Here is a 21,614-nt window from a genome sequence, read left to right as displayed (position 1 = left end):
ACATTGAGTAGCATCAGTAACCCGCCAGGCGCGGCAGGAAAGTGACCAGTGCTGGTACGAAAGTAATCAGCAGCAGAATCAAAAACTGCACGCCCAGCATCGGCAGAATGCGGCGGATAATCGGCCCCATTCCCACGCCGGAGACAGAGTCGGCAACAAACAGGCAGAGCCCCATGGGTGGCGTAATCAGCCCCATCATCAGGTTGAAGATCACCACGATGCCGAAGTGCAGTGGGTCGATACCCAGCGCCATGGCGATGGGGTGGAGGATTGGCACCAGTACTAAAATGGCCGCGATACCCTCTAAAAACAGCCCCACCACCAGTAGCAGGAGAATGACAGCGATCAGGAAGGTCCACTGGGTATCGATGCTCATCAGCGCCCACTCGGTGAGCATGTTGGGCACGCGCTCGAACGTTAACACCCAGTTGGCGGCGGCAACGGCACCCATGATGACCATGATCACGGCGCTGTCACGCATGGCGCGAGCAAAGATACCGGGCAGGTTAACCAGTTTGATATTACGGTAGAGCACCACGCCCAGAATCAGTGCGTAGACCACGGCAAAAGCCGCCGCCTCGGTGGGCGTGACGATACCGGCAAGAATGGCTCCGACCACAAACACCGGCATGAGCGCGGGCAGCAGGCCGTGAAGGAGCGCGTGGCGGCGCGACTGCTGTTTTGACTGCGTGGCGCCCAAATCACCGGCGAAAAAGTAGACGTAGATGGAGAGCCCCAGCGCCAGCAAAAAGCCCGGCACGATACCAGCCAAAAACAGCCCCGGTACCGACACACCGGAAACCGTGAGCGCATAGATAATCACCGGGATACTCGGTGGGATAATCGGGCCAATGACCGAAGAGGCCGCGGTCAGAGCAGCGGCAAAATCACGTGGGTAGCCCTCTTTCTCCATCGACGGTATAAACACCCGCCCAAGTGCGGAGGTGTCGGCAATGGCCGAACCAGAGAGGCCGGCAAAAATAACTGATGCCCAGATATTGACGTGGGCCAACCCGGCTTTAAGACGACCAACAATGGCCGTGGCCAGATTAATAATTCGGTGGGTGATACCCGCTTCATTCATTAGCTCGCCGGCCAGAATGAACAGTGGGATCGCCAGTAGCGGGAAGGACTCCATGCCGCCGAAAAACTGCTGCGAGACGATACGGATGTGGTAGGGCAAATCGCCGGTGCTCATTAACACCGTCAATGAGCCGAGAATGGCAAAGGCAAACGGTACGCCAAGCAGTACAAGGGCTAACAGCAGTATGAAAATCATGGTGACGCCTCCTCACTGGTGTGCTCGCTCAAACGTCGCGCACCCATCACCAGGGCAGAGAGACTGAGCAGTCCGCCACCAATGAGCATGGAGGCTTGAAAGAGCCACATCGGCATTCCTGTGCTCGACGAGGTGCGGCCTCCGCGGGAGGCGATGAATTCAACCGCTGACACCATCAAGCCAATCCCTACCACGAGCACCACCAAGTCGACAGCCACCGCCTGCCAGTGCATCCAGCGCGGCGGCAGCAGGCGTCGAATAAGGTCAAAGCCGATGTGCTTGTCCTGTAGGTACGCCCAGGACATACCAAACATCAGGCCGTAAATCATCAGGTAGATGGCGGTATCTTCCCCCCAGGTAATGGAGCCGCCAAAGGTGTAGCGCGCAAAGGCGTTGCCGGCGACCAGCAGAAAAATCAATACCATGGCAAGCCCTGCCAAGCTGCCATTGAATAGGATCAGGCCGCGATGTATTCGGGCAAGAAGATGAGACATAAGAGCACCTTCAATCGGTAGTCAGGCGCGCAGGGTCGCGAGTGGTCCACCTAAGGCCCACTCGCAAAGCGCTTTGATCAGGCGGGGATTAGAAGCGCGCGGAAGCCTCTTCCACAGCGGAAGAGAGACGCTCAATCCACTCTGCGTCATCACCAAGCTCTTCGGTCAGGTACGCCTGAACCGGCGGCTGGGCGGCTTCACGGAAAGCCTCCATCTGTTCAGCGGTGGGCTGGGTGATTTCCATGCCCTCTGCTTCCAGCTTGGTGATCCCCTCTGCCGAGTTGAACTGCTGAATGGCGCGACCGGTGGTGCCGGCAACAACAGCTGCTCGCTTCACTGCTGCTTGCTCTTCTTCGGTAAGCGACTGGAATATCTCATCGTTAATCAGCAGGTGATCGACACCGTAAACGTGGCGATCCAGAGTCAGGTAATCCTGAAACTCGTAGAAGTTATTGCCGTAGATCACCGAGATGGGATTCTCCTGACCATCAACTACGCCGGTCGCAAGCGCTGTCGGTACTTCTCCCCAAGCGATGCCCTGGGGCTCACCGCCCAAGGCGCTGACCATCTCCAGGTAGAGCGGGATGGTTTGCACACGGAATTTTAAGCCTTCCATATCTTCGGGCGAGTTGATCGGGCGCACGGAGTTAGTGAAGTGACGGAAACCTGTTTCGCCGTAGGCTAATGTACGCAGGCCGGTTTGCTGCAAGCAGTGTTCGGCGAGCGCTGTGCCAAACTCGCCGTCCATTACTTGCCACGCCACTGGTGCTGACGGGAAGGTGTAAGGAATATCCGTTACCGCGACCGCCGGGCAGAAATTGGCATAGGCGCCGGAGACCATCGCAATGCTGATGGTGCCATCCTGGGCGCCTTCAATTAGCTCGGTTTCACCGCCTAGCGCTCCAGCGGGGTAGACCTCAACGGTGAGGTCAGTTTCGGCTTCCACCAGGTTTTTGAACACTTGCGCAGCCGCGCCTTTTTTCGAAGTGGTCCAGTCATCCGGGTCAACGTGGGCAAAGCGCAGCGTTTGCGCAGAAGCGGTTGCTGCGGAAGCGAGCGCGGCGACGGCGACCGCAGTCGTTAAGGCGCGTTTCACAGAGTTGGGTTTTAGTGCAAACAGTGGGCATAAAGACATTGTTGTTGTCCTCTTATTGGGCCGTTGTCAGGGGGGTGAAAAAGCCTTTAGCAGTGGCGTGCGTGGCCTTTGAACCCTCTCCCAGGCAACAATGTACGAAATGGTACGTTCAGTCAAGCTATGGCATACTAGACAAAAGACGACTACGACAATAAAAGGCACGCTCTATGACAGCTCCTTCGACCAAGACCAGCCCCCCTGCCGCTCGGCGACGGCGTAAAAATGACCCCGAATCCGTGCGCGCCGATATTCTTCGGGTGGCTACCCGCGAATTCTCAGAAAAAGGCCTCTCCGGGGCGCGGATCGATGAGATCGCCGAGAAAACCCGCGCCTCCAAGCGCATGATTTATTACTACTTTAATGATAAAGAGACGCTCTACCTGCACACTCTGGAAGCCGCTTACCAGAAAGTACGCCTACAGGAGGCCGAGCTGGATCTTGATCACTTGGCCCCACTGGAAGCGCTCAGCCGGCTAGTGCGGTTTACCTTCTGCCATCACACCAAAAACCCTGACTTTATTCGCCTGGTAATGATCGAAAATATTCATCATGGTCGCTTTTTGGCGCAGTCAGAGTTGATTCAATCACTCAATGCCGGGGTGATTGATGTTCTCACCAACGTCTATATCCGCGGTGTAGAGGAGGGTTGTTTTCGCGAAGGCCTGGATCCTCGGGAACTGCACTGGCTGATTAGCGCGCTGTCGTTTTTCAATGTCTCAAACCAACACACTTTTTCGCGTATTTTTGATTGGAATCAGGCCGCACCTGAGAACCAGCGCAAATTAGAAGACCACGTTACCGAGATGGTATTACGCTACGTGGGCACCGACGCTACGCTGACGAAATCGTAAGTACCGGCCTATTTAGCGTATAGTTCGAATGGCGAACATATGTACAGTGCTGTTCTGAATAATGTTTTTACGAACTGTTTAGCTGATTCTGAACAATGTTAATAGGAGGCTTAACGCCCATGCCTGCCGCATTTTTAAAGCACCCCTTTATGAGTCAGCGCGCCGTCGCTGAGTGTGACGATGGCGCTATGGTGGATGCCATGCTGGCCTTTGAGCTTGCCCTGGCTGAGGTGCAGGAAGCCAGTGGCGGGGTACCTGCTGGGGTTAGCCAGCAAATGCGCGAATTGTTGGAAAATGCTGCCTTCGATAGCGAAGAGATCGCGGCGGGCATCGCCAGCGGTGGCAATGTGGCGATCCCCTTCGTTAAGCAGAGCCGTGCGCTGCTCACCGATGAGATCAAGCGCTACTGGCATCAAGGCGCGACCAGCCAGGACGTGGTCGACTCCGCGCTGATGCTGCTGCTTAAGCCGCGTTTAGCAGTACTGGACGATCTGCTCTTGCGCTGCCGCACGGCCGCGATGGCGCTGATGGATGCGCATATCGACACGCCCATGGTAGGGCGCACCTTAATGCAGCAGGCGCTGCCGATTACCTTTGGTGTCAAGGTGGCTCATTGGGCGATTGGCCTGGAGCAGAGCCGCCGACGTTTAAGCAACATTGAGCTTCCCGTTCAGTTTGGCGGTGCGGTGGGCGTGCACTCGGGTTGGGATAATCTGGGGCTCGAGTGGATGGACGCTTTGGCCGAGCGGTTAGGCCTAGCAGTGCCGGTGCTGCCCTGGCATACCGACCGCTACCCGATTCATGCCCTCGGTACGGCGTTAGATGCTGTTGCGGGGGCCGCTGAAAAAATCGCCCTGGATGTGTCGCTGCTCACCCAGACTGAAGTCGGCGAAGTCGCTGAACCGTCAGCGCCCGGCATGGGGGAGTCCTCTTCCATGCCCCATAAGCGTAACCCGGTACGCAGCGCGCTGATTCGCGGCGCGGCGCGGCAAGTACATGGCCATACCAATGTGTTGATCAATGCTGCCGCGCAGCCGCTAGAGCGCGGGTTGGGCGAGTGGCATGCGGAGTGGGCGCCGTTGATGGAAAGCGCTCTGCTGGTAGAGGGTGCGCTAGAGCAAGTGGCCGTGCTGCTGGAGGGGCTTGAGGTGTACCCCGACAACATGTGGCGCAACCTGGCGGCCACCGGCGGCGGCATTATGGCCGAGCCAGTCGCACGTTTGCTGGCACCTACGCTAGGCGTGGAGAAAGCCAAAGCGGTCAGCGCGGAAGCGGCTGAAACCTCACGCCAGGCATCACGCCCCTATTCAGAGGTGCTGACCGATCATCCAGATGTGAAAGGGGCCATAGACCCCGATGCGCTGCGTAATGCCTGCGACCCCGCTTTATACCTTGGTAGCAGCGCCGCCCAGGTCATGCGCGCCAGGAAATGGCTAGAAGCCCCATAAGCGTATTTAAAAACAAAGTGTTAAGTTCGGCTGGGGAATGATTGATAGGTTCGGAAGTGCGCTTGGCGGGCGCCGTTGGGTTTGACCCAATGAATGTTCAGCAGTAGATTGTTCGTATAGAGGATCTATGTTCGCTTGACGAACAATCTGCTGCAGTTTACTAACAAGTACGCCAACGACCCGCTAAGAGGCACCCATCATGGCCGAGTTTCTCAGCTTGCATGACGCGGTAGCGCGCTACGTCCAAGACGGCGCCACCGTGGCCATGGAAGGCTTTACCCACCTGATTCCGTTTGCCGCCGGTCACGAAGTGATCCGTCAGAAAAAGCGCGACCTGACGCTGATCCGCATGACTCCCGACATCATCTACGATCAGATGATTGGTGCGGGCTGCGCTAAAAAGGTGATCTTCTCCTGGGGTGGCAACCCCGGTGTGGGATCGCTACACCGCCTGCGTGATGCGGTCGAGAAAGGCTGGCCGAATAAGATCGAGATTCTTGAGCATAGCCACGCCGCCATGGCCTGTGCCTTTGAAGCCGGTGCAGCGGGACTACCACTGGCGGTTTTTCGTGGCTACATCGGCAGCGAACTGCCCAGCGTCAACGACCAAATCAAATTCATCGAGTGCCCGTTTACCGGGGAGCGCCTAGCGGCTGTGCCCTCGGTGCGCCCGGATGTCTCGATTATTCACGCCCAGCGGGCGGATCGCCAAGGCAATGTGCTGGTGGAAGGTATCGTCGGCGTGCAAAAAGAGGCGGTACTGGCGGCCAAACACAGCATCGTGACGGTGGAGGAGATTGTCGATGATCTCAACGCTCACCCTAATGCCTGTGTGCTTCCCAGTTGGGCGATCAGCGCCATTGCGGTAGCCGAGAAAGGCGCGCTGCCCTCGTACACCCATGGCTATTACGGTCGTAGCAACCTCTTCTACAAGGAGTGGGATACCATCGCCCGAGATCGCGACACCTTTACCCAGTGGCTCGACGACAACGTCTTTAATGCCGCCGATAACGTGGGAGGCCAAGCCTGATGAGTCTGGAATATACCTCTTCTGAAATGATGTCGGTGACCGCCGCACGGGCGCTGGAAAACGGCATGACCTGTTTTGTAGGCATTGGCCTGCCCTCAGAAGCCGCTAATTTGGCGCGTCTTACTCATGCCCCCGATGTGGTACTGATTTATGAGTCCGGCACGCTGCAGACCAAGCCCGATATTCTGCCGCTCTCCATCGGTGATGGTGAACTGTGCGAATCAGCCCTCACCACCGTGGCAGTGCCCGAGATGTTCCGCTACTGGCTGCAGGGCGGCAAAGTCGACGTGGGTTTTTTAGGCACTGCGCAAATTGACCGTTTTGCTAACCTTAACACGACGCTGATCGGTGATTACAAAGCGCCCAAGGTACGCCTGCCGGGCGGCGGCGGTGCGCCGGAAATTGCCACCAACGCCGGTGAAGTCTTTATCACCCTGAAGCACTCCAAGCGCGCCTTTGTGAAAGATGTCGACTTTGTCACCACGCTAGGCTTTGGCCGCGACGGCAAAGGGCGCGATAACGTGCCCAACATTGGCAAAGGACCTACTCGAGTCATCACTGACCTGTGTGTGATGAAGCCCGATCCTGAGACCAAAGAGCTGGTAGTGGTGTCGCTGCACCCGGGCGTGAGCCGCGAGGATGTAATTGATGCAACCGGTTGGGAAGTGCGCTTTGCCGAACAGCTTGAGAATACCCCTAAGCCCAGCGAAAAAGAGCTGACCATCCTGCGCGAATTAAAAGCGCGTACCGAGCGTGCCCACTCTGGCGAATAAGGAGACTGTTATGAGCGATGCTGTGATGAAAGACGTCTATCTCTGCCATCCCCGCCGCACCGCCATTGGTCGCTTTGGCGGTACGCTGGCCAACGTGCGCCCGGATGACTTAGCCGCGAGCATTTTTAAAGCCGTACTGGCACAAGCGCCGGACCTCGATCCCGCCGCGATTGAAGAAGTCTTTATGGGCTGCGCCAACCAGGCCGGTGAAGATAACCGCAACGTGGCGCGTATGTCCTCGCTACTGGCGGGCATTCCTACCTCAGTGCCCGGCACGACCATGAATCGCCTGTGTGGCTCTGGTATGGATGCGGTCGGCACGGCATTTCGCGCCATCAAAGCCGGTGAAATGGAGCTGGCGCTGGCAGGTGGCGTTGAATCCATGTCTCGAGCGCCCTATGTGATGGGCAAGGCCGACAGTGCCTTCGCCCGCAATCAAAAGCTTGAAGACACCACCATTGGCTGGCGCTTGATCAATCCGCTGATGAAGAAAGCGTTTGGGGTTGATTCCATGCCGGAAACGGCGGAAAACGTCGCCGAGCAGTTCAATATTTCTCGAGAAGACCAAGACGCCTTTGCTCTGCGCTCCCAGCAAAAAGCCGCCACTGCACAAAAGGCCGGGCGTTTCGCCCAAGAGATCACCGCCATTGAAATTCCCCGTCGCAAACAGGATCCGCTGATCTTTGATCAGGATGAGCACCTGCGTGAAACCACGTTGGATAAGTTGGCAGGTTTGCCCACGCCCTTCCGTGAAGGCGGCAGCGTTACCGCAGGCAATGCGTCAGGCGTTAACGACGGTGCCGCGGCGATGCTGGTGGCCAGCGAAGGGGCGGTCAAGCAGCATGGTCTTAAGCCGATGGCGAAAATCATCGGCATGGCCACGGCCGGCGTAGAGCCGCGCATCATGGGCTACGGGCCGGTACCGGCCGTGCAAAAACTACTCAAGCGCACCGGAATCTCGATGGACGAGATTGATGTGTTTGAGTTTAACGAAGCGTTCTCCGCTCAGGCCTTGGCGTGTATGCGCGATCTGGGGCTTAAAGACGACGACCCGCGGGTAAACCCCAACGGCGGTGCGATTGCCCTGGGGCATCCGCTGGGCATGTCCGGCGCACGCCTGCTGCTCACCGCTGCTCATGAGCTGCAAAACAGCGGCAAACGCTACGCACTTTGCACCATGTGCGTCGGTGTCGGCCAAGGTATCGCCACCCTGATTGAACGCGTTTAACGGAGACAGTCATGGCCTTTCATACCATCAATGGCCGCAGCGTGGCCTACCGGCTGCTCGGCGCAGACGTGAATCCGCTCGTAGTGCTGGCGCATCCCCTGGGCATGAGCCAAGCGGTATGGGACGACGTGATCCCCGCGCTACTGCCCCGCTATCGGGTGCTGACTTGGGATCTACCCGGTCACGGTGCTAGTCAGGCAGTCAGCGGTGCACAAGTCACTCCCGCTGATCTAGCGGCAGAAGCATTGGCGCTGGTAGAACTGGCGGGCGCGCAGCGCTTTCACTTTGCCGGTACCTCCATTGGCGGTGTCGTCGGCCAACAGTTGATTGCCGAGCATAGTGACCACCTGCTCTCAGCTACGCTGACCAATACTGGCGCGGTGATTGGTAATCCGGATCTCTGGACCACCCGCGCAGGTCGAGTGCGTCAGGAAGGCTTGGCGGCGATGTCTGAAGAGATCGTGCCGCGCTGGTTTGCGCCAGCGGCGTTTGAGGCAAGCCCCGCGCTGAAAGCGGGCTGGTGCGTGCAAATGGGCCGTGGCGACGATGAGTCTTACGCTCAGCTGTGCGAAATGCTCGGCCGCGATACGTTTACCGGGAAGCTCTCAGGTAAGAGCGTCCCTCATAAGGACCTCCCTAAAAAGGTCAGAGTACAGCTGTTTGGCGGCAGTGAAGATATGGCCACGCCGCCTGCCACGCTGGAAGCACTCGCTGCGGAACTCGATGGCGCACCGTTGGAGATTTTTGACGGCATGGGCCACGTGCCTGCGGTAGAAGCCCCGACGCTGTTCGCGCAAAAGCTTCTCTCCGTGCTGGCAACGGATCTGGGAGATGTAGCCAATCATGGTGTGGCCTACGCTACTGGCCTGGAAACCCGCAAGCAGGTATTGGGAGAAGAGCATGTGGCGCGCTCCACCGCCAATGCCAACAGTCTGGATGCCCCCTTCCAGCAGATGATTACCCGCTTGGCCTGGGGCGAGCTGTGGACCAACGACGACCTAACCCGCCGCGAACGTAGCATGATCACCACCGGGATTCTCGCCGCCCTCGGCCGTGAAGAGCTAACGCTGCATTTGAAAACCGCCAAGCGTATTGGGCTAACGGAAGCCGAGTTGCGCCAAGTGCTGATGCACGTAGCCATTTACGGTGGCGTACCAGCGGCGAATCACGCCTTTGCCCTTGCCAAAGAGTTGGGCTGGGGCGAGTAGCGAGTCAAAATAATGGATGAGAGGTAAGGGTGATGACCCACGATAACAAACGCTTTGTGGCCCGTGATCGTAACTGGCATCCGCCTGCCTACGCGCCGGGTTATAAAACCTCGGTGGCGCGCTCGCCTCAGCAGGCGCTGGTGAGCATGCAGCAGCCGACAGCTTCAGAACTGACCGGCCCGGACTTCAGCCATCTGCGCATGGGGCCACACGATAATGATCTACTGCTGAACTTCCGCCAGGATCCAGGCCAGGGCGGGCTCCCCCAGGGCGAGCGGATCATTATGTTTGGCCGAGTCGTCGACCAGTTCGGTAAGCCGGTACCGCATACGCTAGTGGAAATGTGGCAGGCCAATGCCGGTGGGCGCTACCGCCACAAAAACGATAAGTATTTGGCGCCGTTAGATCCTAATTTTGGCGGTGTAGGTCGCTGCTTGACCGATGAGCAGGGTATGTACCGTTTTCGCACCATCAAGCCTGGCCCCTACCCGTGGCCCAATGATATGAATAGCTGGCGGCCTGCGCATATTCACGTCTCAGTCACCGGGCCTTCGATCTCTACTCGGCTGATCACCCAGATGTACTTCGAGGGCGACCCGCTGATTCCCCTGTGCCCCATCGTGCATACGCTAAAAGACCCGCTCGCGGTTGAGACGATGATTGGGCGGCTTGATATGGCCCACAGCAAGCCGATGGACTGCTTGGCCTATCGATTTGATGTGGTGGTACGCGGCGAACTGCAAACCTACTTTGAAAACCAATAAGGGCGAGGAGACATCATGAAACAGCCTTCTATTCAGCCCAACAGCCAGCCGACCAGCGAACTCATGTTGCGTGAAACCGCCTCGCAAACCGCTGGTCCCTACGTGCATATTGGTCTGGCGCTTGCCGCGGCAGGCAACCCGGTGCGCGATGAAGAGATCTGGAACGAAATGGCCAAGCCGGAAGCCGAGGGCGAGCACATCGAAGTGGTCGGCATTGTCATTGACGGCAACGGCGACTTGGTGCGCGATGCCTTTTTAGAAGCATGGCAGGCCGATGCTAACGGTGACTACCAGGCCGACTACGACCTCAGCAAGCCGTTCAATAGCTTCGGGCGTACCGCGACGACGTTTGATCACGGCAGCGAGTGGTCGTTGACCACCATCAAGCCCGGCGCGGTGAAGCACCCCAGCGGCCAGCCAATGGCACCGCATATCAACCTGACGCTGTTTGCCCGTGGGGTGAATATCCACCTGCAAACGCGGCTCTATTTTGACGACGAATCAGAAGCGAACGCCCAGTGCCCGGTGTTATCGCGCATTGAGTCTCCGATGCGCCGCCAAACGCTGATCGCCAAGCGTGAAGAGAACGATGGCAAAGTGCGTTACCGTTTAGATATTCGTCTGCAAGGTGAAGGCGAGACGGTCTTTTTTGATTTCTAGCCCTATAGTCTACAAAGTTTGTGAATAAAACTGAAAAGCGTTGCTTATTCGTAAGCAGCGCTTTTTTCGTTTGGGTTCGACCTTGGTCGGGCGTTGATCTTGTAAAAATCCAACTTTTGACCGTCATTGTACCTTTTGGAGAAGGCTCGAAAGCAGCAACACTGGTGGTACGAGGCAGGAAGCTGAAAAGACCGGACGGCATAGCCTGAACATAGACGAATGTCGATTAGCCCTACGCCTCATAGTGAATTAGTGTGAATACTTAAAGCGAACTACTATTCGCTATACGAACTTACAATAATCCAAAAAGTCCTGGAGGCTCCAATGAAAATGTCCCTATCCCGTTGTGTGTTGGCAGCAGCGATTGCTGGCTTGGCTGTTAGCTCAGCCCAGGCAGAGACTACACTGCGTATGGCGCACTTTTGGCCTGGCCCTTCAGGTGTTAATCAAGATGTTTTGCAGGCGTGGGCCGATACCATTGAAGAAGAATCCAATGGCGATCTAACCATTCAAATGTTTCCCGCCGGTACCTTAGCCAAACCGGACTCCATTTATGAAGCCGCTGCCAACGGCATCGCTGACATTGGCGCCACGGCACAGGGTTATACGGCTGGCCGTTTCCCGCTGTCGCAAATTGTCGAGTTGCCCGGTGTAGCCTCAACGGCAACGCAAGGGGCGTGTGTGCTGCAAACGCTCTACGACGACGGCCATCTGGATAGCGAATACGAAGATACCCGCCCGCTGTTTATGTTTACCACTGGGCCTGGCGGCATTCATACCATCGATACCGATGTGCAAACCCCTGCCGACCTGGAAGGGCTGCGCATTCGTCGCCCCACGGCGGTGGCGGGTGAGATGCTGGAAAATATGGGCGCAAGCCCGGTGGGTATGCCAGCGCCAGATATCTACACCTCCATGCAGCGGGGCGTCATTGATGGCTTGAGCTTTCCTTGGGAAGGTTTAAAAGGTTTCCGCGTTAACGAACTCGTCAGTTATCACACCGAAGTGCCGTTTTATACGCTGATCTTTGTCGCCACCATGAACCAGCGTGCCTATGACGGCCTGACCCCCGAGCAGCAAGCGGTCATTGATAATAACTCAGGCATGAAATGGGCTGAAAACGCCGGTGCCGTGTTTGATCGCCTAGATGTGGAAGGTAAGCAGGAAGCGGTTGATGCGGGCCATACTATCCGTGAAATCGAAAACCCGCTTCAACACCCTGATTGGCAAGAGCCGCTCGAAACCGGTATCGAAAATTACCTAACACAGTTGGAAGAGCGTGGTTTGAGTCAAGCCCGCGAGGTGTATGAGGCTGCATTGGCTGCTAGCGAGTCTTGTGGTACCCAAGAGGGGTAAGTTTTCATGCACTCTACTCTCTCTTTTCAACAACTCCTTTATCGGGCCAGCCATTGGCTGGCCCTTATTTGTCGATTGGTGGCGGGTGTCGCACTGATCGGGCTGTTGGCGGTGACCATTGCCGATGTCAGTACTCGCTACCTCTCCCGGCTAACGGAAGGGGCCATTGCGTTGCGTGTTACTGGCAGCGTTGAGTTGGTTAGCTATTTGATGCTGTTCGCGCTATTGGCGGCGATGGCCGCTAATGTCGAGAAAAGCCAAGTGGTGGTGGAAGCTTTCTCGCACCGCCTACCCCAGGCGATAAAAAATCGTATCCACGGTCTTTTTTTGCTTGGCTTTACGGCGCTGGGGCTGATCCTGTTTGTGGGGTTACTGGATTCTGCCGCTGCTGCCACGCAGTACGGGGAAATCACTCAAGATCTGCGCTTGCCCATGGGCCCTATTTTCCAATTGGCAGCGGTGCTCAGCTTACTGCTGGGGTTGCGAAGTTTTATACATGCGCTGCTGGGCATGATCTATGCCACAGGTGAGGAGGCGGCTCATGGGGAGTGAAGCGATTGGCGCCATCGGGCTAGGGCTTTTATTGGTATTGATGATTCTGCGTGTGCCCGTTGCCCTCACGATGCTGGTCGTGGGCGTGGGGGGCTTTGCGCAAATCATTAGCTGGGACGCAGCCGTTGCACAGTTAAAAACGGTGCCGATAGAAGTACTCTCGAACTACAGCTTTAGTGCCGTACCCATGTTTATCTTAATGGGCGTGCTGGCGGCCCATTCGGGCATGGCCGGTAAACTGTTTGATTCAACGCGGGTCATTTGCGGTGGCTGGAAGGGCGGCCTGGCGATTGCGGCGGTGGGCTCTTGCGGTATCTTCTCGGCGATTTCCGGTTCCTCATTGGCGACTGCCAGTACCATGACCCGGGTAGCGCTGCCGGAGATGGAGCGCTATGGCTATAACCGTGGTTTAGCGACCGGCGCGCTGGCCGCAGGCGGCACGCTGGGCATCATGATTCCGCCAAGTATTGCGCTACTGATCTACGCCATTCTTACTGAGCAGTCCGTGGGCGATATGTTCATGGCGGGCTTGATCCCTGGCCTACTGGGGCTGGTGATGTATTCCCTTACCGTTACCGTGGTGATGTGGCTGCGCCCCTCCCTTGCGGTGGCCGGCGAGCCTACGGCTTGGAAAGAAAAACTGCTCTCTCTCACCGGCTTGATGCCCTTTTTTGGCGTTTTCCTGGTGATGATTTTAGGCATCTATTTTGGTGCCTTTACGCCAACAGAAGGGGCCAGCGTAGGGGCATTTGCCACTTTGATTTATGCCCTCGTAAAAGGGATGCGCAGTGCACAGTTATGGGCCAGCGTCCAAGAGACCTTGGCGCTCTCTGCCGTGGTGTTCTTTATGCTGGTGGGGGCGGAAACGCTGGGTTATTTCATCTCAGTCTCACGTATTTCGTTCTCCATTACCGACGTGCTCTACGGCATGGACCTAACGCCACTCGTCGTCGTGCTGTGCATCCTGGCGCTCTACTTTGTGCTGGGCATGTTTATGGACTCCATCGCCATGCTGGTGATCACCGTTCCTGTGGTGTATCCGATCATTCAATCGATGGGCATTGATCCTGTCTGGTTCGGTATTCTTACCGTACTGACAGTGGAGCTGGGGCTGATGACGCCACCGGTAGGGATGAACGTGTTTGTGATTAAAGCGATGGCGCCGCATGTGGGGCTAGGTGAGATTTTTAAAGGGGTCGCGCCGTTTGTGGTCTCTGACTTACTACGCCTGGCGTTGCTCATCGCTTTCCCTATCTTGAGCACGATGTTTCTGCTGTAGGCTTTTTTATTACAAGGAGTTAATGCCATGTTCACCACACAGCTATTGTCGGCGGGCCAATCAATCGCTGCCGAGCAAACCGCCACCTTTACCCGTGCGAATCCATTAAGCGGTGAAGTGGTTACCACTGCTGCGGCGGCAAGTGTCGGTGATGCGAACACGGCTGCGGACGCCGCAGGCCGGGCGTTTGAAGCATGGTCAAAAACGGGCCCAGGGGAGCGGCGCGCCAAGCTTCTAAAAGCGGCTGAGCTCATGGAGGCACGTCAGGGGGATTTCATCGATCGAATGGTGGAGGAAACCGGCGCCACCCCCGGCTGGGCCGGGTTTAACGTCAAAGTAGCGGCCGATGTATTGCGTGAGGCGGCGGCGTTAACGACGCAAATCCAGGGCGATATCATTCCCTCTAACGTGCCCGACAGTATGGCCATGGGTGTGCGTGTGCCGTGTGGTGTCGTCGTGGGCATCGCGCCCTGGAATGCGCCGATCATTCTGGGTACGCGGGCCATCGCCACACCCTTGGCCTGCGGCAATAGCGTTATTTTGAAAGCTTCCGAGCAGTGCCCGGCGACGCATCACTTGATTGGTGAAGTGCTTCAAGAAGCGGGGTTTGGTGATGGCATCGTTAACGTGATTACTAACGCACCGGATAACGCCGCTGATGTAGTGAGTGCGCTCATTGCCCATCCCGCCGTGCGGCGGATTAATTTCACCGGCTCCACCGGTGTGGGCAAAATCATTGCCGAGCAAGCGGCCAAGTATTTAAAGCCCGTGCTGCTTGAACTGGGTGGCAAGGCACCGTTTTTAGTATTGGATGATGCAGATATAGATGCGGCCGTGGACGCAGCGATTTTTGGCGCGTTCTTTAACCAAGGCCAGATCTGCATGTCCACCGAGCGGGTTATTGTCGATAACCAAGTGGCGGATACCTTTGTCGAGAAATTTGCTGCGCGGGCTCAGGCGCTAAAAGCAGGTGACCCGCGTGATGAAAGCAACGCGCTCGGTACGCTAATCAACGTGCAGTCAGGTGAAAAACTAAATAGCCTCATCGATGATGCAGTGACTCAAGGCGCCCACTTAGCCGCGGGTGGCAAAGCCGAGGGCGTGGTGATGCAGGCCACGGTCATCGATGGTGTGACCAGTGCTATGCGGCTATATAGCGAAGAGTCGTTTGGCCCGGTCGTCGCGGTGATTCGCGTTAACGGTGAAGAAGAGGCAATCCGCATAGCCAACGATAGCGAGTACGGCCTCTCATCGGCGGTATTCAGCCGCGATAGCGCACGCGCCATGAAAGTGGCAGGCCGCTTACAAACGGGTATCTGCCATATCAACGCCCCCACGGTACACGATGAACCGCAAATGCCCTTCGGCGGCGTCAAATCCAGCGGCTACGGACGTTTTGGGGGCAAAGCAGGCATCGAAGAATTCACCGAACTGCGCTGGATGACGATGCAGCTAGGGCCTCGGCATTATCCTATTTAGCGATATCGTTAACCGTTGCTTGGCGCAGCCGAAACTCGCGTGGTGAAAGCGCTGTATTACGCTTAAAAAAGCGCGTGAAGTAGGCGGGTTCAGAGAAGCCTAAGCTGTCAGAGATTTGGCCTATGGTCATATTGGTATAGGTGAGCTGGCGCTTGGCTTCTAGCAATAGGCGTTCATGCAGCAATTGCAGGGCACTGCGACCGGCAATTTGGCGACACAGCATATTCAAGTGCGCGCTACTCACCCCTAACTGCTCGGCTAACGCTTCAATGCTGGGCTGTTCGCGATAGTGCGCTTCGACCAGCGCTTGATAGTGCTCTATATGCTGCCGACCTTTATCGCTTTGGCGGGGACCATAACGTTTTGCAGGGTTTCCAGCGGCACTAAGACGCGACAGCTCAACCACCAAGGCTTGAATTAGCGCTTCGAGCAGCCTATCGCGGCCGGGAGCAGGCTGACGATACTCCTGGTCGATCTGAGACACCAGCGTGGCAATTCGCGAGGGTGGGTTTGAACCTGTTTGGCTCGAAAGGGGTAGGCGGTAGAAGTCTGCTTTTTTAAGCGTACTACTCTCACCCATAAGGCCATGTAAGTGGTCTGCCAGCGGTTTGGCCAGGGTAATAATGTGCCCTTGTACATCAGGCGAGAAGTGAAAGCCGTGAATTGCCATCGCGGGCACAATAATAGTGACGACACCCTGTAATTGATGACTCGTTCCCTCCAGCGCTAACTCAACGCTTCCTTGGCTAATAAATAGAATGTGCACCAGATCGGCGTGACGATGCGGGCGGATAATCCAGTTATGCAGTTGGCTGCGCTCGGGAATCGATTCGCAGTGAAGCAAATCGGGTGTCGGCCAGTGCTGGGTCTCGCCATAGAGTTTAAATACTGGAACGGAGGTTGCCGATGACGCTGCCATCTCCTGCATCTCCTTTACGACTAAGGTGGGGTGATAAAGCGCTAAATGTCCAATAATTGATCTAAATCATGCCTTATTGTGCGGCGTGTTTCATTGAAAAATACAACTTATAGCGTTTTAGATAATGACAACGATGAGGCACTCCTTATGAAGACCCAGGTCGCGATTATTGGCGCAGGCCCTTCTGGCCTCTTACTGGGCCAGCTACTGCATCGCCAAGGCATTGATAACGTGATTGTCGAGCGGCGTAGCGGTGAGTATGTGTTAAGCCGTATCCGCGCAGGCGTGCTTGAGCAGGGCATGGTGGACCTGCTGCGCGAGGCGGGGGTTGACCAGCGCATGGATAAAGAAGGCTTGCCCCATGACGGCTTTGAACTTGTCTTCGACAACCGCCGCGTGCGGGTTGCTCTGGATGAGTTAACCGGCGGCAGCAAAGTGATGGTGTACGGCCAAACAGAGGTAACGCGGGATTTAATGGAGTCCCGCGAAGCCTCTGGCGCAACAACACTTTATGAAGCAGAAAACGTCCAGCCCTACGACCTGGAGAGTGACAATCCCTATCTCACCTTTGAGCACAACGGTGAAACGGTCAGGCTCGACTGCGATTACATCGCCGGTTGTGATGGCTATCATGGCGTCTCCCGCCAGGCGATTCCTCAAGACCGCATTAAAGAGTTCGAAAAGGTATACCCGTTTGGTTGGTTAGGCATGCTCTCGGATACTCCGCCGGTGTCCGATGAGCTAATTTATGCACGCCACGAGCGAGGCTTCAGCCTGTGCAGCATGCGCTCAGCTACCCGCAGCCGTTACTACCTTCAAGTGCCTTTGGATGAAAAAGTAGAGGACTGGTCTGACGAGCGCTTTTGGGAAGAGCTGAAGCGCCGCCTGCCGGACGAGGTCGCCCAAAAGCTCGTTACTGGGCCATCCATCGAGAAGAGTATCGCCCCGCTGCGTAGCTATGTGGTCGAACCCATGCAGTACGGGCGGCTATTTCTGGTCGGCGATGCGGCACATATCGTACCGCCTACCGGTGCCAAAGGGCTGAATCTGGCCGCCAGCGATGTGAATACGCTCTATCGGCTAATGGTGAAGGTATACCAGGAAGGACGCACGGATTTGATCGAGCGCTACTCACAAACGTGCTTGAAGCGCATCTGGAAAGCCGAGCGCTTCTCCTGGTGGATGACCTCCATGCTGCACAATTTCTCTGATGAGGAGGACTTCAACAGCCGTATGCAGCTGGCCGAATTAGATTATGTGACTAGCTCTAAAGCAGGGATGACGACCATCGCAGAAAACTATGTTGGTTTGCCCTATGAGCCGCTTGAGTAGCGCTTGGCCCTTTCCCGTTGTCCTTATTGCCCAAGCGTCTGCTTGGGCTTTTTTGTTCTTAAACGCCATGAAACGTCGTGAAGTTCTCCGCGCTTTCTCGCTCAGTAATAAAGCCGTTTTCGGGTGCCTGAGTGTCTTCGTAGCCTAGCGCTATGCCGCAGAGCAGTAGCGAGCTTTCATCCAACTTAAGCTCATCGCGAATAAGCGTGTGGTGCCAAGCAAAAGCAGCCTGGGGACAGGTATGTAGACCTTGGCCCCGGGCGGCCAGCATGATGCTTTGGATAAACATGCCGCAATCCATAAAACTACCGGCTTCCAGGCGGCGATCCATGGTGATGAAAAGCCCTATGGGCGCATCAAAAAAGTGAAAATTCCGCCGTGCCTGGGCTTCTCGTTTGGCTTTGTCTTCGCGGCCGATGCCTAGCGTGGCATAAAGCCCAAAGCCACAGCGTCGGCGGCGTTCCAGGTAGGGCTCAAACCAATTCTGCGGGTAGTAGTGATACTCGGGTGGATCGCTTTTGCCGAGATCTACGGCGTTCAATAACCGCTGGCACAGTTGGTCTTTAGCGGCACCCGCCACCACATGCACTTTCCAAGGCTGGATATTGCTACCGCTGGGCGCGCGGCTCGCAATCTGCAATATGTGCATAATCGTTGCGCTGTCGACAGGAGTGGCAAGAAAACGGCGCACCGATTTGCGGCTGGTAATGGCGGTATCTACATGCATGCAGGCACTCCTTAAAAAGCCGCGCGGTGCCCTACCGCGAGCATACCGCGCGAATTGGAATGATGTTATTGGGTGACCAAGTGACAACGGCTCTCTTTCAGCGATTGAAAAGCTTCTTCACCCGGAATCGTGCGAAGTATTTCGTAAAGATCCCACTCGCCGCTCGAGGCTTCCGGTGTTTTCACTCTGGCTAGGTACATATCATGCACCATGCGACCATCATCACGAATGTAGCCGTTGGTGGCGAACATGTCGTTAATGGGCGTGTCTTGCATCATGGCGCGAACGGTAGCTGAGTCGTCCGTACCGCTGGCTTCAACGGCATTTAAGTAGTGAATAACGCTGGAGTAAACGCCTGCCTGTACCATGGTGGGCATCCGGCCGGTACGCGCTTGATAGCGCTCTGCCCAGGCCCTTGAAGCCTCATTCAAATCCCAGTACCAGCCGGTCGTTAGTTGCATACCTTGGGTGCTTTCTAAACCCAGCGCGTGTATATCGTTTAAAAACACCATTAAACCGGCGAGTGATTGACCGGACTGTGCTAAGCCAAATTGCCCAGCTGTGCTGATCGCATTAACGGTGTCGGCCCCCGCATTCGCCAGCCCTACGATCTTGGCGCCTGAGCTTTGCGCTTGCAGCACATACGAGGAGAAGTCGCTGGTATTTAGCGGATGGCGCACGCTACCCAGAACCTCGCCGCCATGCGCTTCCACGACAGCGGTGACATCGTTTTCCAGCGAGTGGCCAAAGGCATAGTCAGCGGTAATCATGTACCAGCTATCACCACCTTCTTCGAGTATCGCTTTAGCGGCTCCATTAGACATGGCGTAAGTGTCGTAGACCCACTGCACATGGTTAGGTGTGCAGTACTCGTTGGTGATGCTCAGTGCTGCGGCACCCGCCACCATGGCAAGCTTATCGTTTTCAGCCAGAAGCTGCGTGGCAGCAATAGTCACCGACGAGGCCACCATGCCTGCGACCATATCGACATTACGCTGATCGATCCATTCACGTACGGTATTGGCACCCACATCAGCGCTGTTTCGGTCATCACCACTAAACACCACAATCGGTGCGCCATTAATCTCACCGTCGTGGTCTTCGACTGCCATATTCACCGCTTCCAAACCACCAGGGCCGGCTAAATCGCGATAGGGCCCTGACATATCGGATAAATAGCCGATACGGATTTCATTATCGCTGACGCTTGCCTGAGCGCTGCTGAATGCACTGGCAAATGCGATGCTTAACGCAATGGCTAATGGTTGTTTATTTAGAGCAGACATAGAACCCCCAACCCCGCGCAAGACGAGGCAGATTGTTGTTATCGGTATGGGTAGTAACACTGAGTGCGCTTTAACAGCGCCGTTCGTTGGGTTGGTTATGGTGTTTCGGTCGTTTCCTCCTTAGCGTTTAGCGCGGTATTTTCTAAATCGTGCTGAAGTTTATTGAGGTAGTGCAATAAGCTGACGGTTTCATCGAAGGAAAAACTGCCAAGCCCATCACGGTAAAACTCATGAATACGGGGCTGTAAACTTTCCCAAAAGGCGCGACCTTGGCTGGTCAGTAAAATAATTCGTGCGCGCTTGTCATCGGGATGAGCAATACGTTCAACATGAGCATCGCGCTCTAAACGCTTGAGTACGCCGTCCAGGCTTTGACGGCTAACCACCAAATACTCGGTAAGCGCATTAAACGAAATCCCCTCTTCAAAGCCTTTGCGTGAAAGGGCGCCCAGCACTGCCCACTGTACGGTGGTCAGGCCCACTTCACTTATCGTCTGCTTTTGCAGAATATTGCTGACCTGAAAAAGCCGAAAAAAAAGTCGGTTTTCCACGCTTTTGTCGTCTTCACTCGCCATCGGCATATCCTTGACTGGGTCGATAGAGTCAGCGCCCAGGCGATCAAGTGAGACAAGCAAGAAGCCAGCGTTCACGCAGAGACCGACTGACGCGCAATAATATTTTTCATAATCTGAGCCGTGCCATCACCAATCTGCAGCCCTAGTACATCACGCATACGCTGGGAAAACGGCAAATCTTTCCCCCAGCCCGTATGCCCGTGTGCCAGCATGCACTGTTTGATCACATCAAAGGCTAGCTTCGGTCCCCACCACTTATTCATTGCCGCTTCAGCGGTATGCGGACGGTGGTTGTCTTTTAACCACAGCGCGTAATAACACTGCAGCCGCGCCGCTTGTACGTAGGTTTGGTATTCCGCCAATGGATGGGTCAAGCCTTGGAAGGCGGCTAACGGCTGGCCAAAGGCTTCACGCTGGGTGAGCCACTGCCAGGTTTCATCCAGCGACTGCTGAGCAACAGCCAAACACTGTAAACCAATCAGCGCACGACTATAGTCAAACCCCTGCATCACCTGCTTAAAGCCCTGTCCCTCGATGCCTAGCATGTGGTCGGCAGGCACGCGCACATTGTCGAAGAAAATAGAGCCGCGGCCAATGGCTCGTTGGCCTGAATCCTCAAAGCGACTGGTAGAAATACCTTGGCTCTCCATGGGTACTAAAAACGCGCTGATGCCGCTGGCGCGCTGCTCTTGTGTGCCAGTACGAGCAAAGACCACCGCTACATCCGCCTGATCGGCCATGGAAATGGAGGTTTTTTCACCATTTAGCAGAAAGCTATCACCGTCACGGGTCGCTTTGAGCTTAAGGTTGGCAGCATCTGAACCGCCGTGCGGCTCGGTAAGCGCGATACAGCAGATCTTATGTCCAGCCGTAATGCCTGATAACCACTCTTGGGCCAATTCCGGCCGGGCGTGATGGGCGATGATTTGACCATTAAGAGAAGCGAGCAGGGGCAAGTAGCCGACATTAAAGTCACCCCTGGCGATCTCTTCAACAATCACGCCAGTGGTAATACAGTCCAGCCCGCTGCCACCGAACTTTTCGGGTAGCTCACCGCCCAGGCAGCCCATCTGGCCTAACTCGGAGACGATCTCACGCTCAATGCATGCCGCCTGCTCGCGCTGACGATAGCGAGGCGCTAATCGTTCGCTGGCAAACCGTGCAATGGTGTCGCGAATGACTTCTTGCTGTTCGGTAAATGCAAAATTCATGACGCTTTACTCGCTCTCTTGAGACTAC

The 21,614-nt window shown here is 56.0% G+C and carries 21 protein-coding genes; 13 read left to right on the top strand and 8 right to left on the bottom strand.

Going from position 1 to position 21,614, the window contains the following annotated elements; translation table 11 throughout:
* Positions 1-13: 13 nt before the first annotated feature.
* From AC5TBW_RS19015 to AC5TBW_RS19005, 3 genes are all read right to left on the bottom strand, one after another.
* Positions 14-1,279, bottom strand: coding sequence for a TRAP transporter large permease (locus AC5TBW_RS19015; RefSeq protein ID WP_009286280.1), 1,266 nt, complete (start codon positions 1,277-1,279; stop codon positions 14-16).
* Positions 1,276-1,773, bottom strand: a complete 498-nt coding sequence (locus AC5TBW_RS19010; protein WP_495510046.1) for a TRAP transporter small permease — start codon at positions 1,771-1,773, stop codon at positions 1,276-1,278. Before AC5TBW_RS19010 ends, AC5TBW_RS19015 begins: the two co-directional genes overlap by 4 nt.
* 88 nt (positions 1,774-1,861) lie before the next feature.
* Complete coding sequence (locus AC5TBW_RS19005) at positions 1,862-2,908, bottom strand: DctP family TRAP transporter solute-binding subunit (RefSeq protein ID WP_495510045.1); 1,047 nt, start codon at positions 2,906-2,908, stop codon at positions 1,862-1,864.
* 167 nt (positions 2,909-3,075) lie between these two features.
* Between AC5TBW_RS19005 and AC5TBW_RS19000 the strand changes: the two genes are divergently transcribed.
* The 12 genes from AC5TBW_RS19000 (at position 3,076) to AC5TBW_RS18945 (ending at position 15,536) form a co-directional block, all read left to right on the top strand.
* On the top strand, positions 3,076-3,759 hold the full coding sequence (locus tag AC5TBW_RS19000; protein WP_495510044.1) for a TetR/AcrR family transcriptional regulator: 684 nt from the start codon (positions 3,076-3,078) through the stop codon (positions 3,757-3,759).
* Positions 3,760-3,878: 119 nt separating this feature from the next.
* A complete protein-coding gene (locus AC5TBW_RS18995; protein ID WP_495510043.1) occupies positions 3,879-5,207 on the top strand; it encodes a class-II fumarase/aspartase family protein in 1,329 nt (442 codons plus the stop codon).
* A 199-nt stretch (positions 5,208-5,406) separates the two neighbouring features.
* Positions 5,407-6,237, top strand: coding sequence for a CoA transferase subunit A (locus tag AC5TBW_RS18990; protein ID WP_495510042.1), 831 nt, complete (start codon positions 5,407-5,409; stop codon positions 6,235-6,237).
* On the top strand, positions 6,237-7,010 hold the full coding sequence (locus AC5TBW_RS18985) for a CoA-transferase subunit beta (RefSeq protein ID WP_495510041.1): 774 nt from the start codon (positions 6,237-6,239) through the stop codon (positions 7,008-7,010). Before AC5TBW_RS18990 ends, AC5TBW_RS18985 begins: the two co-directional genes overlap by 1 nt.
* A 25-nt stretch (positions 7,011-7,035) precedes the next feature.
* Positions 7,036-8,238, top strand: a complete 1,203-nt coding sequence (pcaF, locus tag AC5TBW_RS18980) for a 3-oxoadipyl-CoA thiolase (RefSeq protein ID WP_495511992.1) — start codon at positions 7,036-7,038, stop codon at positions 8,236-8,238.
* Positions 8,239-8,249: 11 nt separating this feature from the next.
* Positions 8,250-9,446, top strand: coding sequence for an alpha/beta fold hydrolase (locus AC5TBW_RS18975; RefSeq protein ID WP_495510040.1), 1,197 nt, complete (start codon positions 8,250-8,252; stop codon positions 9,444-9,446).
* Between the two features lie 32 nt (positions 9,447-9,478).
* A complete protein-coding gene (gene pcaH / locus AC5TBW_RS18970) occupies positions 9,479-10,210 on the top strand; it encodes a protocatechuate 3,4-dioxygenase subunit beta (protein WP_495510039.1) in 732 nt (243 codons plus the stop codon).
* A gap of 15 nt (positions 10,211-10,225) precedes the next feature.
* Entirely contained in the window at positions 10,226-10,870 is a 645-nt protein-coding gene (gene pcaG, locus AC5TBW_RS18965; protein ID WP_495510038.1) for a protocatechuate 3,4-dioxygenase subunit alpha, read from the top strand.
* Between the two features lie 324 nt (positions 10,871-11,194).
* Positions 11,195-12,226, top strand: a complete 1,032-nt coding sequence (locus AC5TBW_RS18960; protein ID WP_035556093.1) for a TRAP transporter substrate-binding protein — start codon at positions 11,195-11,197, stop codon at positions 12,224-12,226.
* Positions 12,227-12,232: 6 nt separating this feature from the next.
* Positions 12,233-12,778 (top strand): TRAP transporter small permease, encoded by a 546-nt coding sequence (locus AC5TBW_RS18955; protein WP_495510037.1) that lies wholly within the window; start codon positions 12,233-12,235, stop codon positions 12,776-12,778.
* Positions 12,768-14,057, top strand: a complete 1,290-nt coding sequence (locus tag AC5TBW_RS18950) for a TRAP transporter large permease (protein WP_495510036.1) — start codon at positions 12,768-12,770, stop codon at positions 14,055-14,057. The genes AC5TBW_RS18955 and AC5TBW_RS18950 overlap by 11 nt, the downstream gene beginning before the upstream one ends.
* Positions 14,058-14,084: 27 nt before the next feature.
* Entirely contained in the window at positions 14,085-15,536 is a 1,452-nt protein-coding gene (locus AC5TBW_RS18945; RefSeq protein ID WP_495510035.1) for an aldehyde dehydrogenase, read from the top strand.
* Here the strand turns inward: AC5TBW_RS18945 and AC5TBW_RS18940 are convergent.
* Positions 15,529-16,455, bottom strand: coding sequence for a helix-turn-helix domain-containing protein (locus tag AC5TBW_RS18940; protein ID WP_495510034.1), 927 nt, complete (start codon positions 16,453-16,455; stop codon positions 15,529-15,531). The two genes, AC5TBW_RS18945 and AC5TBW_RS18940, sit on opposite strands and share 8 nt — an antisense overlap.
* A 147-nt stretch (positions 16,456-16,602) precedes the next feature.
* On the opposite strand from AC5TBW_RS18940, the gene pobA reads away from it, so the two are divergent.
* Positions 16,603-17,787: a 4-hydroxybenzoate 3-monooxygenase gene (pobA, locus tag AC5TBW_RS18935; protein WP_495510033.1), complete on the top strand. Its 1,185-nt coding sequence runs from the start codon at positions 16,603-16,605 to the stop codon at positions 17,785-17,787.
* A gap of 58 nt (positions 17,788-17,845) precedes the next feature.
* Here the strand turns inward: pobA and AC5TBW_RS18930 are convergent, their stop codons facing one another.
* From AC5TBW_RS18930 to aliB, 4 genes are all read right to left on the bottom strand, one after another.
* Positions 17,846-18,514 (bottom strand): nitroreductase, encoded by a 669-nt coding sequence (locus AC5TBW_RS18930; RefSeq protein ID WP_495510032.1) that lies wholly within the window; start codon positions 18,512-18,514, stop codon positions 17,846-17,848.
* 65 nt (positions 18,515-18,579) lie between these two features.
* Complete coding sequence (locus tag AC5TBW_RS18925) at positions 18,580-19,800, bottom strand: ABC transporter substrate-binding protein (RefSeq protein WP_495510031.1); 1,221 nt, start codon at positions 19,798-19,800, stop codon at positions 18,580-18,582.
* A gap of 95 nt (positions 19,801-19,895) precedes the next feature.
* On the bottom strand, positions 19,896-20,450 hold the full coding sequence (locus tag AC5TBW_RS18920) for a MarR family winged helix-turn-helix transcriptional regulator (protein ID WP_495510030.1): 555 nt from the start codon (positions 20,448-20,450) through the stop codon (positions 19,896-19,898).
* Positions 20,447-21,586 (bottom strand): cyclohexanecarboxyl-CoA dehydrogenase, encoded by a 1,140-nt coding sequence (gene aliB, locus AC5TBW_RS18915; protein ID WP_495510029.1) that lies wholly within the window; start codon positions 21,584-21,586, stop codon positions 20,447-20,449. Before aliB ends, AC5TBW_RS18920 begins: the two co-directional genes overlap by 4 nt.
* Positions 21,587-21,614: the final 28 nt, after the last annotated feature.

This window comes from Vreelandella sp. ssv, from assembly GCF_059448525.1.
The sequence above is the reverse complement of the archived record's forward strand: the minus strand, read 5'-3'. Positions and strand labels throughout refer to the sequence as shown.

Coding starts and splice junctions, on each gene's coding strand:
- AC5TBW_RS19015 (WP_009286280.1), bottom strand. CDS start 1,279: ATGATTTTCATACTGCTGTTAGCCCTTGTACTGCTTGGCGTACCGTTT.
- AC5TBW_RS19010 (WP_495510046.1), bottom strand. CDS start 1,773: ATGTCTCATCTTCTTGCCCGAATACATCGCGGCCTGATCCTATTCAAT.
- AC5TBW_RS19005 (WP_495510045.1), bottom strand. CDS start 2,908: ATGTCTTTATGCCCACTGTTTGCACTAAAACCCAACTCTGTGAAACGC.
- AC5TBW_RS19000 (WP_495510044.1), top strand. CDS start 3,076: ATGACAGCTCCTTCGACCAAGACCAGCCCCCCTGCCGCTCGGCGACGG.
- AC5TBW_RS18995 (WP_495510043.1), top strand. CDS start 3,879: ATGCCTGCCGCATTTTTAAAGCACCCCTTTATGAGTCAGCGCGCCGTC.
- AC5TBW_RS18990 (WP_495510042.1), top strand. CDS start 5,407: ATGGCCGAGTTTCTCAGCTTGCATGACGCGGTAGCGCGCTACGTCCAA.
- AC5TBW_RS18985 (WP_495510041.1), top strand. CDS start 6,237: ATGAGTCTGGAATATACCTCTTCTGAAATGATGTCGGTGACCGCCGCA.
- pcaF (WP_495511992.1), top strand. CDS start 7,036: ATGAAAGACGTCTATCTCTGCCATCCCCGCCGCACCGCCATTGGTCGC.
- AC5TBW_RS18975 (WP_495510040.1), top strand. CDS start 8,250: ATGGCCTTTCATACCATCAATGGCCGCAGCGTGGCCTACCGGCTGCTC.
- pcaH (WP_495510039.1), top strand. CDS start 9,479: ATGACCCACGATAACAAACGCTTTGTGGCCCGTGATCGTAACTGGCAT.
- pcaG (WP_495510038.1), top strand. CDS start 10,226: ATGAAACAGCCTTCTATTCAGCCCAACAGCCAGCCGACCAGCGAACTC.
- AC5TBW_RS18960 (WP_035556093.1), top strand. CDS start 11,195: ATGAAAATGTCCCTATCCCGTTGTGTGTTGGCAGCAGCGATTGCTGGC.
- AC5TBW_RS18955 (WP_495510037.1), top strand. CDS start 12,233: ATGCACTCTACTCTCTCTTTTCAACAACTCCTTTATCGGGCCAGCCAT.
- AC5TBW_RS18950 (WP_495510036.1), top strand. CDS start 12,768: ATGGGGAGTGAAGCGATTGGCGCCATCGGGCTAGGGCTTTTATTGGTA.
- AC5TBW_RS18945 (WP_495510035.1), top strand. CDS start 14,085: ATGTTCACCACACAGCTATTGTCGGCGGGCCAATCAATCGCTGCCGAG.
- AC5TBW_RS18940 (WP_495510034.1), bottom strand. CDS start 16,455: ATGGCAGCGTCATCGGCAACCTCCGTTCCAGTATTTAAACTCTATGGC.
- pobA (WP_495510033.1), top strand. CDS start 16,603: ATGAAGACCCAGGTCGCGATTATTGGCGCAGGCCCTTCTGGCCTCTTA.
- AC5TBW_RS18930 (WP_495510032.1), bottom strand. CDS start 18,514: ATGCATGTAGATACCGCCATTACCAGCCGCAAATCGGTGCGCCGTTTT.
- AC5TBW_RS18925 (WP_495510031.1), bottom strand. CDS start 19,800: ATGTCTGCTCTAAATAAACAACCATTAGCCATTGCGTTAAGCATCGCA.
- aliB (WP_495510029.1), bottom strand. CDS start 21,586: ATGAATTTTGCATTTACCGAACAGCAAGAAGTCATTCGCGACACCATT.